Source organism: Ruegeria sp. CDSC052, from assembly GCF_059610685.1.
In genome coordinates, this window is record NZ_JBXWOB010000012.1 from 1 (window position 1) to 13,783 (window position 13,783).

15 protein-coding genes and 1 pseudogene are annotated in these 13,783 nt (G+C 56.4%); 7 read left to right on the forward strand and 9 right to left on the reverse strand.

All coding sequences use genetic code 11. The features are described from left to right. Both AC2FIM_RS16205 and AC2FIM_RS16210 read right to left on the reverse strand, forming a co-directional pair. Window positions 1-210, reverse strand: a pseudogene (locus AC2FIM_RS16205) (hypothetical protein); the annotation flags it as partial. A gap of 54 nt (window positions 211-264) precedes the next feature. Continuing rightward, the gene (locus AC2FIM_RS16210) at window positions 265-978 is read right to left on the reverse strand and encodes a uroporphyrinogen-III synthase (protein ID WP_271950668.1); all 714 of its coding nucleotides are present in this window, start codon (window positions 976-978) and stop codon (window positions 265-267) included. Window positions 979-1,075: 97 nt separating this feature from the next. Here AC2FIM_RS16210 and tsaD point away from each other — a divergent pair, with 97 nt between their 5' ends. The 4 genes from tsaD to AC2FIM_RS16230 are packed head-to-tail and all read left to right on the forward strand — an operon-like array spanning window position 1,076 to window position 3,825. Beyond that, window positions 1,076-2,173, forward strand: a complete 1,098-nt coding sequence (tsaD, locus tag AC2FIM_RS16215; protein WP_271950666.1) for a tRNA (adenosine(37)-N6)-threonylcarbamoyltransferase complex transferase subunit TsaD — start codon at window positions 1,076-1,078, stop codon at window positions 2,171-2,173. Continuing rightward, window positions 2,170-3,132 (forward strand): NAD(P)H-dependent glycerol-3-phosphate dehydrogenase, encoded by a 963-nt coding sequence (locus AC2FIM_RS16220; protein WP_142637486.1) that lies wholly within the window; start codon window positions 2,170-2,172, stop codon window positions 3,130-3,132. Before tsaD ends, AC2FIM_RS16220 begins: the two co-directional genes overlap by 4 nt. Window position 3,133: 1 nt before the next feature. Then, a complete protein-coding gene (locus AC2FIM_RS16225; protein ID WP_142637484.1) occupies window positions 3,134-3,403 on the forward strand; it encodes a YciI family protein in 270 nt (89 codons plus the stop codon). Further along, the gene (locus tag AC2FIM_RS16230) at window positions 3,403-3,825 is read left to right on the forward strand and encodes an EVE domain-containing protein (protein WP_271950664.1); all 423 of its coding nucleotides are present in this window, start codon (window positions 3,403-3,405) and stop codon (window positions 3,823-3,825) included. The genes AC2FIM_RS16225 and AC2FIM_RS16230 overlap by 1 nt, the downstream gene beginning before the upstream one ends. Before the next feature lie 204 nt (window positions 3,826-4,029). On the opposite strand, the gene AC2FIM_RS16235 is transcribed toward AC2FIM_RS16230, so the two are convergent. The 4 genes from AC2FIM_RS16235 to AC2FIM_RS16250 all read right to left on the reverse strand — a co-directional run bounded on the left by AC2FIM_RS16235 (window position 4,030) and on the right by AC2FIM_RS16250 (window position 7,213). Further along, on the reverse strand, window positions 4,030-4,371 hold the full coding sequence (locus AC2FIM_RS16235; protein ID WP_271950663.1) for a DUF2853 family protein: 342 nt from the start codon (window positions 4,369-4,371) through the stop codon (window positions 4,030-4,032). Window positions 4,372-4,642: 271 nt separating this feature from the next. Beyond that, window positions 4,643-5,392, reverse strand: a complete 750-nt coding sequence (locus AC2FIM_RS16240; protein WP_496678629.1) for an extensin-like domain-containing protein — start codon at window positions 5,390-5,392, stop codon at window positions 4,643-4,645. A gap of 13 nt (window positions 5,393-5,405) precedes the next feature. Beyond that, window positions 5,406-6,794, reverse strand: a complete 1,389-nt coding sequence (ahcY, locus tag AC2FIM_RS16245) for an adenosylhomocysteinase (protein ID WP_271950718.1) — start codon at window positions 6,792-6,794, stop codon at window positions 5,406-5,408. Between the two features lie 101 nt (window positions 6,795-6,895). After that, window positions 6,896-7,213 (reverse strand): hypothetical protein, encoded by a 318-nt coding sequence (locus AC2FIM_RS16250; RefSeq protein ID WP_142637476.1) that lies wholly within the window; start codon window positions 7,211-7,213, stop codon window positions 6,896-6,898. A gap of 204 nt (window positions 7,214-7,417) precedes the next feature. Between AC2FIM_RS16250 and AC2FIM_RS16255 the strand changes: the two genes are divergently transcribed. After that, a complete protein-coding gene (locus AC2FIM_RS16255) occupies window positions 7,418-8,017 on the forward strand; it encodes an HD domain-containing protein (RefSeq protein WP_271950659.1) in 600 nt (199 codons plus the stop codon). Between the two features lie 6 nt (window positions 8,018-8,023). On the opposite strand, the gene AC2FIM_RS16260 is transcribed toward AC2FIM_RS16255, so the two are convergent. The 3 genes from AC2FIM_RS16260 to AC2FIM_RS16270 all read right to left on the reverse strand — a co-directional run bounded on the left by AC2FIM_RS16260 (window position 8,024) and on the right by AC2FIM_RS16270 (window position 10,719). Next, window positions 8,024-9,262 carry a CapA family protein gene (locus AC2FIM_RS16260; protein WP_271950657.1) on the reverse strand — a complete coding sequence of 413 codons (1,239 nt, stop codon included), beginning with the start codon at window positions 9,260-9,262 and terminating at the stop codon, window positions 8,024-8,026. Between the two features lie 195 nt (window positions 9,263-9,457). Continuing rightward, the gene (locus AC2FIM_RS16265; protein ID WP_142637470.1) at window positions 9,458-10,012 is read right to left on the reverse strand and encodes an ActR/PrrA/RegA family redox response regulator transcription factor; all 555 of its coding nucleotides are present in this window, start codon (window positions 10,010-10,012) and stop codon (window positions 9,458-9,460) included. Window positions 10,013-10,098: 86 nt separating this feature from the next. Continuing rightward, the gene (locus AC2FIM_RS16270; RefSeq protein WP_142637468.1) at window positions 10,099-10,719 is read right to left on the reverse strand and encodes an SCO family protein; all 621 of its coding nucleotides are present in this window, start codon (window positions 10,717-10,719) and stop codon (window positions 10,099-10,101) included. Between the two features lie 92 nt (window positions 10,720-10,811). On the opposite strand from AC2FIM_RS16270, the gene regB reads away from it, so the two are divergent. Together regB and AC2FIM_RS16280 are read left to right on the forward strand one after the other, a co-directional pair. Further along, window positions 10,812-12,206: a sensor histidine kinase RegB gene (gene regB / locus AC2FIM_RS16275; protein WP_142637465.1), complete on the forward strand. Its 1,395-nt coding sequence runs from the start codon at window positions 10,812-10,814 to the stop codon at window positions 12,204-12,206. Between the two features lie 63 nt (window positions 12,207-12,269). Continuing rightward, window positions 12,270-13,775, forward strand: a complete 1,506-nt coding sequence (locus AC2FIM_RS16280; RefSeq protein WP_271950651.1) for a PAS-domain containing protein — start codon at window positions 12,270-12,272, stop codon at window positions 13,773-13,775. The last annotated feature ends 8 nt before the right edge of the window (window positions 13,776-13,783 follow it).

The following is a 13,783-nucleotide window of genomic DNA, read 5'->3' on the forward strand; positions in this document are numbered from 1 at the left end:
TTCGGCTTCGGCTTCGGCTTCGGCTTCGGCTTCGGCTTCGGCTTCGGCTTCGGCTTCGGCTTCGGCTTCGGCTTCGGCTTCGGAACGCGTTTCTTCTACGGGGTCAGCATCGTCAACAGGTGCCTCATCCGGGGTCTGGACAATGTCCTCGACTGCGTCAGCCTTAGGGTCATCTTCCGGCTTTTGATCGGTTTTCTTCTTACCAGCCACCGCAATGTTCCCCTTTTCGAATCCAAAACAACCTGAACAACTAACCAGACTAAGTTAATCTGTGGCCTCGCCGCCCTCAACCCGCATCGCATGTTTCACAAGCTTTTTAACGGCTTTCCGCATTTTCTTCGGTGTCGGCTCTTTGGCAATCTTCAGGCGGACATAATCCAAGGAATAAAGGGGTTCAGCCGTGGCCTCGCTGATTGCAGCCAGCCAAAGTGGTGCCGAACCCACCCAGATGTCGGCAAATTGTCGCGCTGTTCTGGGTGAAAATATGGGGGCAATCACCGGTTCATTGCCCTCAGCAACGGCGCCTGCCCGATCTGTGAGCGGTAACAAGTGCTGTTTATAGACAGGTTGTTCACGCACAGCCAGACCGGATTCGGTCAACCGTTCAGCAATGTTACCCCGGCTGTGCTCCCCCCGAAGATGAAGCAGCGGGCTTTGGGGCCGGTGCTTTAGCAGGTTTGCAATCAGCTCTTCGGCGGTAGCACCCACCATCCGGGCATCCCAGCCAGCGCCTTTGGCCGTTCCGGTGGTAACAGGACCCACACAAAAGGCCGGCATCTTTCGAGATACATCTAAAGACGTCGCCGCATTAACGGCGTTGGCCGAAGTAAAGATCAGCCCCTTTGCTTCATCCGCATGCACTTGCACCGCCAAAGGTTTGATTTCCAGAATCGGCGAATGGATAACCTCTACCCGGCTTCTGATGCGGGTTGGCAACTGCGCGACGAACCTTTCAGACGCAGCGCGCGGGCGGGTCATCAACAAATACAACAGTTGGCGCCTTCGGCCTTGGGATTGTTTGCATCCGCGCAGGGTGATACCCCGCTTGGCAACCAAGGTGTAACGGATCAGGCCAATGGTGCAAACACTTACTGTCCTCGGGTTGGAAAGCAGCTGTGATGACACGGCCGCCGCAGTCGTGCGCCAATCCGATGATACAGCCGCCGAGGTGCTGTCCTCGGTTGTCTATGGCCAGACCGAATTGCACAGCGCATTTGGTGGCGTGGTCCCTGAAATTGCCGCCCGCGCGCATGCGGAAAAGCTGGATATCTGTGTGATTCAGGCGTTAGAGGCCGCGGGTCTGGGCCTTGCCGACATGGACGCTATTGCCGTAACCGCCGGTCCCGGCCTGATTGGGGGGGTTATGTCGGGCGTCATGTGCGCCAAAGGGATCAGTGCCGCCACGGGCCTGCCATTGATCGGAGTCAACCATCTGGCCGGTCACGCGCTGACGCCACGCCTGACGGACGGGATCGCGTTTCCCTACCTGATGCTGCTGGTCTCGGGCGGGCACTGCCAATATCTGATTGCCCATGGGCCCGAGCAGTTCACCCGTCTCGGCGGCACCATCGACGATGCCCCGGGAGAGGCCTTTGACAAGACAGCCCGCCTGCTAGGCCTACCGCAACCCGGTGGCCCCTCGGTCGAGGTCGAAGCCCGCACGGGCGATCCCAAGCGGTTCCGGTTTCCGCGGCCACTGCTGGACCGTCCGGGCTGCGATTTGTCCTTTTCCGGGCTCAAGACCGCGCTGATGCGAATGCGCGACCAGATCGTGGCTGAAAAAGGTGGCCTGACGCGACAGGACCGCGCCGATCTTTGCGCCGGGTTCCAACAGGCCATCGTGGACACTTTGGCCGAGAAAACCCGCCGCGCAATCGACCTTTACCTATTGGAAGGCCCTGCGGAGGCGGTTGTGTCTGTTGCGGGCGGCGTTGCGGCAAATACGGCCATTCGTACCGTGTTAGAGTCTATCTGCGTCGAAAAAGGTGCCCGATTTACCGCCCCTCCGTTAGCCCTGTGCACCGACAATGCCGCCATGATCGCCTATGCCGGAATTGAACGTTTCCGCACTGGTGCCCGCGATGATCTGACCCTGACCGCGCGTCCGCGTTGGCCTCTGGATGAAACCAGCCCGGCCATGTTGGGCAGCGGCAAAAAAGGAGCCAAAGCATGAGCGTGTCGGTTCTGGGGTCCGGAGCGTTTGGAACAGCTCTGGCGATTTCGCTGGCCGGGAAAGGCCCCGTCACGCTATGGGCTCGGGATCCGGAACAGGCCCAGATGATGCAGAACCATCGCGTAAACAGCGCGCGCCTGCCGAATGCACCTTTGCCCAAGGCGATTACGGTTACTTCGGACGCTGATCTGGCGGCAGAAAGCGAAATCATCCTCCTGTCCGTGCCGATGCAGAAATTGCGGAGCGCGTTGTGTGCGCATTCCGCTACCCTCAGAGATAAAACGCTGGTCGCCTGCTGCAAAGGGATAGAGCTGACCTCGGGCCTTGGGCCGGTTTCCGTTATCCGTGAAACCGTCCCAGAGGCGCGCGCTGCGCTGTTGACCGGGCCAAGCTTTGCGAACGACATCGCGCGCGGCCTTCCCACCGCATTGACCCTCGCTTGTGCGGATGATGCGATTGGCCGTGACCTGCAGCATGAATTGAGCACCACAAATCTGCGCCTCTATCGCACCGCGGATACTATCGGCGCCGAACTTGGTGGGGCCTTGAAAAACGTCATGGCCATCGGGTGCGGGGCCTGCATTGGCGAAGGCATGGGCGAAAGCGCCCGTGCCGCCCTTATGACGCGGGGCTTTGCCGAGATGCAGCGCTTTGCGCTGATGCGCGGGGCCCGCCCTGAAACATTGATGGGCCTGTCGGGTATGGGTGATCTGGTACTGACCTGCTGTTCCGAACTGTCCCGGAACTATCGATTTGGCCTGTCGCTTGGGCGCCAGGATGCTTTTGACACAAACACAACCGTCGAAGGTGTTGCCACGGCCAAGGCTTTGGCCAAAATTGCCAAGGCCGAAGACCTGGACATGCCCATAAGCACAATCGTTTCAGAAATAAGCACCGGAAAATGCAGCGTTGGTGAAGCCATGCGCTGGCTGCTGAACCGACCCCTGAAGGAGGAATAACATGCTGATCGCCCTTATCGCCAAGGATAAACCCGACGCGCTGCAAACCCGGCTGGATAACCGTTCCGCCCATCTGGCCTATATCGAAGAAACCGGTGTTGTTGCCCAGGCCGGACCCCTTCTGGAAGGCGATGCGATGATCGGATCACTGATCATCCTCGAGGTCGAGGATATGACGGCGGCGCAAAACTGGGCCGACAATGATCCCTATGCCAATGCAGGACTGTTCCAGTCAGTTGATCTGATCGTCTGGAAAAAGGTGGTCGGCTGATGGCTTATTGGCTGTTCAAATCCGAACCCTCGACCTGGAGTTGGGACCAGCAAGTCGCCAAGGGCGCAGAGGGCGAAGAATGGGATGGGGTGCGCAACTATCAGGCACGCAATTTCATGCGGCAGATGGCCGTGAGCGACCGTGGTTTTTTCTATCATTCGCAAAAAGACAAGGCGATTGTCGGCATTGTTGAGGTTTGCGCCGAAGCCCATCCAGACAGCACCACCGAGGATGAGCGTTGGGAATGTGTGGATATCAAAGCCGTGCGCCCGTTCACCATCCCGGTCACGCTGGATCAGATCAAAATGGACGAACGTCTGGGCGAGATGGTTTTAGTCAAAAACTCCCGCCTGTCCGTGCAACCGGTCAGCGATGCCGAATGGCAAGTGATTTGCGATCTGGGGCAGACGAAAGCGGATTGATCAGAGGGAAGGTCCTGACAGATGCAGAACCTTCCCTACCCCGCGTGCTCCCGACTCACCACACGCGTATAGAATTTCGGTTCTGACCGTCCTGGTCACAAACTGACACTAGCCCATTTGGCAGGTTTGGCACAAACAACAAGTACCTAAAATTGGAAACGCCCGCCACAGATCGGGCGGGCGCTGATTGGTCGAAACCCGGATTTAGCTATAGACCGACTCTTTGCCGAAATGCTTGGTCAGCATATAGTAAACGACAGCACGATACTTGTTGCGCTCGGACATGCCATAGGTTTCCAGCGCTTTGTTAATCGCCTCTATCAGCTCGGGACCGTCGGAAAGCCCCAGCTTCTTGATCAGGAAGTTATTCTTGACGGTCTCAATTTCACCTGACTGAGTTGCTGCCACGGTCGACGCGTCGGCGTCATAAATCGCCGGACCACATCCGATTGTGACCTTGGTCAAGAGGTCCATGTCGGGGTCCATCCCGCATTTGTTTTTCAGATCATCTGCGTATTTGGCGATCAGTTCGTCGCGTTTTCCCATGAATATTTCTCCCGTTGAGCAGCTTTGGCTGCGATTTTCAATGCGCCTATGAACAGGTGTCGGAAGGTTATTCAGTTGTTCTGTTTACACAAAGGGAAAATTTCAGGTCATTCCCCGTAAGCGAAATTATGGCAGCACAGATAGACTCCGCGTACCACAATGCCTGATTCTGGCCTTCTGTAAGGGTCAGGTGGTTTGGATTCAGGGCGCAGCGGGAGAATGTTGAAACCAGTCCAGCGTGCCGACATGGCACCTGCTAACCAACCGGTGGTTATCTGCAATATCCCCAACCCGGTCCCTGAAGATGAAAGTGGTCCGCATGCAGCCGGTTGTAGTTTGGGCCAAGTACCACCCGAAACCATTCGCATGCACCCCGGCCAATCCGGTGTAGAAAATCTGCTTCGGGTCCGAGTGTTGTCCAGTCCGACAGCAGGCTCAGGCTTCGCCCATCTGCCAACTCGACCCCGACAATATCGATGGCATCAGCGGTGGCATGACTGCTCCAACCGCTGTCCTTTCCCTGCGCGGTGCGCATGCGACGGCAGTTATAGCTGCCCAGGTGGCGCAAGCTGCGCACCCTGCTGCCCAACATCTCGCGCGCGGCGGGTTGGACCACATGGTGTTCCCACATGGCCAATAGCAGAGCCGTGGCACAACGGGTCTCGACGCCATTGACGCTGGCCGTGGTTAAGCCCGAGAGAACCCCGCGCCCGGCTATTCCGCATTTCTCGTCGACAATCAGATCCTCGACCAGGGAAAAGCTTACCCCCGCCCCGGCCAATGCGGCCCTGCACTGCGTTTCATCGGCCAAAGCTCGTCGCATTTGCACAGGTGTGACCGGCGTGACCCGAGCCGTAATGGTCAGATCTCGCAAAGGGTTCCAGTGGTCCGGAACCGGTGATTGCGGGTGGGACAAAAGCCAGTAGCCACCCCCACCCATCAAAACCACCAAGGCGAGTGCTGAGAAAACGAAAGACGCCGCCAGATGCAATATCCGACGGCGTCCAGAAGGTTTGGTCATGCCTGACCCGCAATCAATAGCGGTAATGTTCAGGCTTATAGGGGCCTTCCGGATTCACACCGATATACGATGCCTGTTCGCTGTCCATCTGCGTCAGCTTCACGCCGATACGGTCCAGATGCAGGCGTGCAACCTTCTCGTCCAGATGTTTAGGCAGGATGTAGACCTTGTTTTCGTACTGATCGCCTTTGGTGAACAGCTCAATCTGGGCCAACACCTGATTGGTGAACGAAGCCGACATCACAAAAGACGGATGACCGGTGGCGTTGCCCAGGTTCAGCAGGCGGCCTTCGGACAGCAGGATCAGACGATTGCCCGAGGGCATCTCGATCATGTCCACCTGTTCCTTGATGTTGGTCCATTTGTGGTTCTTCAGGCTAGCCACTTGAATTTCGTTGTCAAAGTGACCAATGTTGCCGACGATGGCCATGTCCTTCATCGCGCGCATATGCTCGATGCGGATCACGTCCTTGTTGCCGGTCGTGGTGATGAAGATATCCGCGCTGTCAACTTCGTCTTCCAGCAGCGTAACCTCGAACCCGTCCATCGCGGCCTGCAGGGCGCAGATCGGATCAACTTCGGTCACTTTCACACGGGCACCGGCACCGCGCAGCGACGCGGCCGAGCCTTTGCCCACGTCACCATAGCCACAGACCACGGCAACTTTACCAGCCATCATAGTGTCGGTGGCGCGGCGGATACCGTCGACCAGCGATTCCTTACAGCCATATTTGTTGTCGAACTTCGACTTGGTGACACTGTCGTTGACGTTGATCGCTGGGAACGGCAGTTGGCCGTCTTTCACCAGCTGATACAGGCGGTTCACACCGGTCGTGGTTTCTTCGGACACGCCCTGGATCTGGTCGCGCATCTTGGTGAACCAACCCGGGGACGCGGCCATCCGCTTGGCGATCTGCTTTTTGATCACCTCTTCCTCTTCCGAGCCCGGTACGGGGATAATGTCTTCGCCCGCTTCGGCGCGGGCGCCCAGCAGGATATACAGCGTCGCATCGCCGCCATCGTCCAGGATCATGTTGGGGCCGTCGGTGAACAGGAAGGATTTGTCCAGATAATCCCAATGCTCTACCAGCGTCTGGCCCTTGATGGCGAACACCGGAATTCCGGCTTCGGCAATCGCCGCCGCTGCGTGGTCCTGGGTTGAGAAGATGTTGCACGACGCCCAACGCACATCCGCGCCCAGCGCCACAAGTGTTTCGATCAGAACGGCTGTCTGGATGGTCATGTGCAGCGACCCAACAATACGCGCGCCCTTCAGGGGCTTTGCGTTACCGTATTCCGCGCGCAGGGCCATCAGGCCCGGCATCTCGGTCTCTGCAATATCCAGTTCTTTGCGGCCAAACCCGGCCAGCGAAATGTCTTTGACGATATAGTCCCCGGCCATCAGGTGCTCCATTCCGGTATAATTCAATCCGGGTTGCCCTAGCATCCCTTTTGGGACGTGGCAACGCAGATGGCCGGAAACGGGGTTTTAAGCCGCCAAAATCAACTTGGTATGCCCTCTACCTTGATTTTGGGGATCGCTTGGAAAAAGTCGGTCCCAACGGCGACAATGCAACTGATGCCGTTCGGACGTGTCACCAAAACGGTATAGCTACCCGTTTCCTGAGAGGTCCAGACCTCCATCACCGATTGCGAGCCACGGGATTTTTGCAATCCACCAAAGGCCAATTCCTCGGAATAATTGTCCTGTAGCGTTGAAATCAGTTGATCACGCAACGCACAGCTTTGCTGGGCAAAGGCAGGCGGTGCAGTGGCGGCCATACCAAAGGCCAGAGCAATTCCTAACAAACGCTTGAACATAGCAAGCTCCTTTCGATACGAGTTACGTCCGAGAGGGGCACACCGGGAGGAGCATGCGCCCCCCTCGGTACAAATGTCGGTATCACCGCGCGCTTGTTCAAAGCACGATTGCTCAAGAAAAAGTTGGCAGCTGGTGATCTTGACAGGTACAGCTTACCACAAAAATGCGAATTTAATGTGTCCCACTTCACAAGGCATGGCAGAATGGCAACACAACCCCGCGCATGGCAAAGAATGCTGTCCGGGCGCAGGCTGGACCTGCTGGACCCAACACCGGTGGATATCGAAATTGAGGATATCGCGCATGGGCTGGCCTTTGTGGCCCGCTGGAACGGGCAGACACATGGCGATTTCGCCTATTCGGTGGCCGAGCATTCGCTGCTGGTCGAAGAGCTTTTTGGTCGTATTGCCCCCAAGGCACCGGTCAAATGGCGGCTGGCGGCCCTGTTACACGATGCGCCGGAATACGTGATCGGAGATATGATCTCTCCGGTCAAATCCGCTGTCGGTCCCGACTATGGCGCACTGGATGACCGGCTGGCTGCGGCGATCCACATCCGGTTTGGCCTGCCCGCTGCGGTGCCTAAAACGGTTAAACGGCAAATCAAAAAGGCCGACAAGATCAGCGCCTGGATGGAAGCCACCCAGATCGCGGGCTTTTCCGAGGCCGAGGCGACAAAATTCTTCGGCCGCCCGGACAGGGTTATTATGGAAGGGCTGCAGATCAAATTGCGGCCACCCGTTGAAGTAAGATGTGCCTATACGCATAGACATTCGGCATTGATGGCCGAGATTGGGCCCTGACCACTATCAGCCTTCTGATCGCGCCACCTTCTGAAAGACGTTACCGTCCATCTCATGGGCATGCCAACGCACTGGCGTCGCCTTCAGATTTGTTATTTCGGCCTTGCCCTCAGTCTTCTGTACTTCAATCTGCATAATCGTACTGCTGGCAATGTCTCTATCGGCGAAACCCCACAGCAGACTTCCTAGGGAATAGGCGATTGGCACCGTCCGATCTCCGGTCTGTGTGCGATACAGCTGTATTGGCTGAGGGACATGGGGGTGGTGGCAGACGATAAGATCAGCTCCGAATTCGGCCAAATCCTGTGCGGCCTCTTGCTGCGCTCGGCGCGGGAACAGCTCGAACTCATGACCCCAATGAATAATCCCAATAACCAGATCACAGCCAGCCGCTTTTGCGTTCGAGATCTGTGTCTTTAGAAGGGTGGTGTCCGGCGCTTGATGTTTTGAAGTCAGCTTGGCGATATTGATGCTCTGCTTTTGACCTTCAGGAAGCGCGTGGCCGTTGGTACCAAAAGCGCAGGACGCAAATCCGAACTTTATCCCTTTTCGTTCGATCGTTTTGACGGCTGTGGCTTCTGCCAAACTCTCATTCACGCCGATTTGCATGATATTTCTGTCACTTAAGACGTTCAAAGTCGTCTCAAGCCCCTCAACACCCATGTCGAGAATATGGTTGTTTGCAAGGTTCAAAACATCAATGAACCTTTCGTTATGGCTGGTCAAAGCATCGAACTGTTCTTCCGACGCACATTCGATCGGCGGGCCAGCGTCCCCGATCACTTCATCAATCAAGGGCTGTGTCGTTACAGGTGACTCGTAGTTGGCGACCAAAATATCATCCTGAAACAAAAGATCTTCAATCTCAGCATATACTTGATCTTTTGCGACACTGGCCCTGTGGGTTCTTAGAATGTCCCCGGCAAAGCTCAGAGTGACCGAATTTGATGTGTCACTGATGTCAGCGGTTGAAAGTTGTACGGCCGTTTTAGTCATAAAGCCTGACTGATCCAGCTCCGCTTCAGGCTGCTGAATGGGGTTCTTACTTTTATAGACCCAGTACAGGTTGTCCAAAATGTTCATTTCGGAAAGCTCACCCGCAGCGCCCTTTCGTGGTCGCGCCCAAAACCCAAATCTCTCTGCTGCCCAGGTGACAACAGAGACAATGGCTTTAAGGGCAGGGTTGGAAATACGGAGGCTTTCGTATGGCGTATTAGGGAGCGGCGACACTTCGATACATCTCAACTATTTGTTCGGAAAATATAATTATTGAACTTAACGACAACACAAATTGGTTAACAGACACTAAATTAAAGTCTTCAGGGGTGGCGGTCCATCAGCCGCGACAAAGCATATGTTTGATAGCCGCCTGTCGAGACTCAATTCGGTTTTCCGGCTTCATGAGTTCTGGCCTGGTATGCGCAAGCTATACTCACGATCTCATCGCGGGCTGCGCTTCGCCAAGATCCGTTGCAATGTCCGGCGGTGCATGTTCAGGCGTCGCGCGGTTTCACTGACGTTGCGATCACACAGCTCATAGACCCGCTGGATATGCTCCCAGCGCACGCGATCCGCGCTCATTGGGTTTTCCGGCGGCGGGGGCAGTTCGTCGCCCTTGGCCAGCAATGCGTTGGTGATGTCGGTGGCGTCGGCGGGCTTCGACAGATAGTCGGTGGCACCAATCTTGACTGCGGCCACAGCGGTGGCAATAGCGCCGTACCCGGTCAGAACCACAACCCGGCTGTCGGGGCGCTTTTCGCGCAGCACTTCGACCACATCCAGGCCGTTGCCATCCTCCAACCGCAGGTCAACAACCGCATATGCAGGCGGGCGGGCTGTGGAAATGGCGCGGCCAGCGGCGACAGAGCCCGCGGTTTCAACCTCGAACCCGCGTTTTTCCATGGCCTTGGCCAGACGTCTCAGAAACGGTTCGTCATCATCCACCAATAACAGCGATTTATCCGGGCCGATGTCGAGGTCAGAGCTGTCCGCCATATTCTATTCTTTCCGCTAATTCACGCCGTTGGCTTAAACATGAGTAATAGCAGCGCCATTGCAAAGGTCAAACAGACCGTTGCGTTCTAGATCTTGTCCAGAAAGCAGCCCACCTTGTCAGCCATCTGCTCGGCTGTGTCATTGCGATCGAAAAATTCGATAAACCCGTCCTGGGGTGTGACCAGATAAGTAAAGGTCGAGTGATCAACCAGATAGTACTCATCACTTTTGTCATGGGCCTTATAATAGGTCTTATAGGCCTTGCTGGCGGCCTTGACCTGCTCGGGCGTGCCGGTCAGGGCGATGGTCTTACCACCAAGGTTAAAGGCGTAATCGGCCATAACTTCGGGTGTATCGCGATCCGGGTCGATCGAGATAAACAGCGGCGTCACCGATTGTCCGCGTTCGGCCAGAATATCCACCGCTTCGGCATTGCGGGACATGTCAAAGGGGCAAACATCCGGACAGAAGGTATAGCCGAAGTAGACCAGCGTAGGTTCGGTTATCACCTGTTTGTCGGTCACAGTCTCGCCCTTGCCGTTGATCAGTTCGAAGGGCCCGCCAATGGTGGCCGTACCCCCTGCGATCTGGCTGGACCGACACTGCGCGAATTTGTCGTCCGAGCCTGCGCCGCGCGTCAGCAGCCACATGGCCCCCAGACCTACGGCCAAAACAACTGTTGCAAGGATAGCGTATAGACGGACCATGGCATCTTACCTGACGATAGAGGAGTTGTTGATCGTTCCGGCCGGGACACCTATCAAGATGAACAGCCGATGCAACAGGACATAATGGACCAATGGCAGATTCCAACATCACTTTTTGGCCTGGTCAGGAACGCAGCTGGATTCGCCTGCGGACGCTGATCCTGCTGCGCTGGGTGGCCATCTTTGGCCAGATCACCGCAATCACCGTGGCGCAACAGACCTATGATGTGCAGTTGGATGTGACGCTGTGCTATCTGGCCATCGGCATTTCGGTCATGGGCAACTTGACGGCTATTCTTGTCTTTCCACGCAACAAACGCCTGTCCGAGTTCGAAAACTTTCTGATGGTGTTGTTCGATTTGTTGCAGCTGACCATCCTGCTGTACCTTACCGGAGGCCTCAATAATCCGTTCGCCTTGCTGTTGGTGGGTCCTGTGACGATCTCGGCCAATGTCATGAGCACCCGTTCTACGCTGATCATCGGTACGGTGGCCATCATTCTGACCACGCTGCTAGCCGAATTTCACCTTCCCCTGCACACGGATGGCGGTGTGGATCTTGAGATCCCCGATATCCTTCTGTTCGGAAACTGGGCCGCCATCGTTATCGCGATCGTTTTCCTGGGGGCCTATTCCCACCGCGTAAGCTCTGAGGTGCAGTCGATGTCTCAGGCGCTGTCGGCCACGCATATGGCCCTCGCACGTGAACAGAAACTGACCGATCTTGGTGGAGTTGTCGCTGCCGCCGCGCACGAACTTGGAACACCTCTGGCAACAATCAAACTGACCAGTGCCGAACTGATTGAAGAGCTGGACGACCGCCCGGATCTGAAAGAAGACGCCGCCTTGATCCGCGAACAGGCCAATCGTTGCCGCGACATTCTGCGTGACATGGGGCGGGCTGGCAAAGACGACCTCCACCTGAGACAGGCCCCCCTGTCCACTGTCATCCATGAGGCCGCCGAGCCACATATCAACCGCGGCAAGCAGGTTCACTTTGCCGAAGGTCCGGTCGGGGATGGCGATGTTCAACAGCCTTCGATCCTGCGTAAACCTGAGATCATCCACGGAATGCGCAACCTCATCCAGAATGCTGTGGATTTCGCGCGCAGTAACGTCTGGGTCGAAGCGGAATGGACAGCCGAAAGGATTACGATCAACATCATGGATGACGGCCGCGGGTATCCTTCGCAAATGATTGGCCGGATCGGGGATCCGTTCATGCGCCGACGGCGGGCAGAATCGGAAAAGCGGGCCCGGCCGGAATATGAAGGTATGGGCCTGGGCCTGTTCATCGCAAAAACCCTACTGGAACGCAGCGGGGCGCATTTGGACTTCGCCAATGGCTCTGATCCATATCAGACCTTGTCGGACAATCCCGAACGTATAGGGGCCATCGTCCGGGTATCCTGGCCGCGAAAACTTGTGGATGCACAGACCGGCGACACCCCCGTTCCTTCAGGTGTAAATCAGCATATCCAAGTCTGAGTTAAGACCCCGTTAACCATTTCCACCCATAGCTATACCCGTGAATTCACCGCGGGAGAGCACATGGTCGACTGGATCATATTGGCCGTCATCAGTGTGGTGTCTGCCAGTCTGGCGGTTCAATGGCTTTTGCCCCGTCGTCAGCAGACAAGTGACAATTTCGGCCTGTCCGAGCCGGCCTCGTTGTTCAATGTCGTGTTTCTGTTCGACGGTGACCGCCTGATCAGCCACACAGACATCGCTCTGGAAGGGTTTGAGGCTGTGCGCGACTGGTCAGATCTGCGTCGGCTGCTGCAGCGAGATTTTCCGGGCTTTCCTGAAACCCCTGAACGCGTCAGGCACGAAGGGAATCTTATCATCCCCGCCATTGATTGTTCGGTCGAGCGGGACGTTTTGTGCGAATGGATCGACGGGGTCGTACGCGTACAGCTGCGGGAAAGCTCTGATTACCCCAGAACCGTATTGCGCGAGAATAGCGATCCGATCCGCCTAGCGATGGAACTGGCGCCCTACCCGGTCTGGCATCTGGATTATCAAAACAAGATCCGCTGGTGCAACGCCGCCTATGTCTCGCTTGTCCGCAAAGTGCGCGGTGGCGATACCGACCTGACTGCACCTCTTTTTCCCGGGCCCGAAAATGACGCGCGTATCAGCGCCAAGACCCGTGTATTCATTTCGTCCGAAGACAGTGCAAACAAGCTTTGGTTTGACCTGACGATGGTGGACCACCCGGAAGGCAGCCTATGCTACGCTGTGGACATCAACGCCATCGTCGCCGCCGAGACAGCGCAGCGAAAATTCGTACAGACGATGACCAAAACCTTTGCACAGCTGTCCATCGGCTTGGCCATTTTTGACAGAAATCGCCAGCTTGCCCTGTTCAACCCCGCCTTGATTGACCTGACCACCCTGCCCCCGGATTTCCTGAGCTGCCGCCCCAACCTGTCCAGTTTCTTTGACCGCCTGCGCGATCAGCACATGATGCCGGAACCCAAGAACTATCGCAGCTGGCGTAATCAGATGAACGATCTGCTGGAGGCAGCAGAAGACGGAAATTACCAGGAAACATGGTCGCTGCCATCCGGCTCGGTCTATTCCGTCAGCGGCCGCCCGCACCCGGATGGTGCGGTGGCCTTTCTGTTCGAAGATATCACGGCCGAGATCACGTTGACCCGCCGCTTTCGGGCGGAAATGGATTTGATGCAATCCATCCTGGATAAGCTGGCCGACGCGGTTGCCGTTTTCGGTGATGACGGTACCTTGGCCTTCACCAATTATGCCTATCAGAAATTATGGGGTGAAGCCGATGGTGCCGGATTTGAACCCGACACGGTTCTGGACGTGACCCGCAACTGGCAGAAACATTGCACGGCCACTCCGATTTTGGGTGAAATCCGGGATTTCGTGGAAATGCGGGACAGCCGGGCTGAGTGGTCAGCCAGAATCCAGATGCGTAACGGAACCGATCTGAACTGCACCATCTGCCCATTGCAAAACGGGGCCACCATCATTCGCTTTGCCACGCACAATGCGTTGCCACAGCACGAGATACAGCAAATCAGCGCCTGAACCGGGTT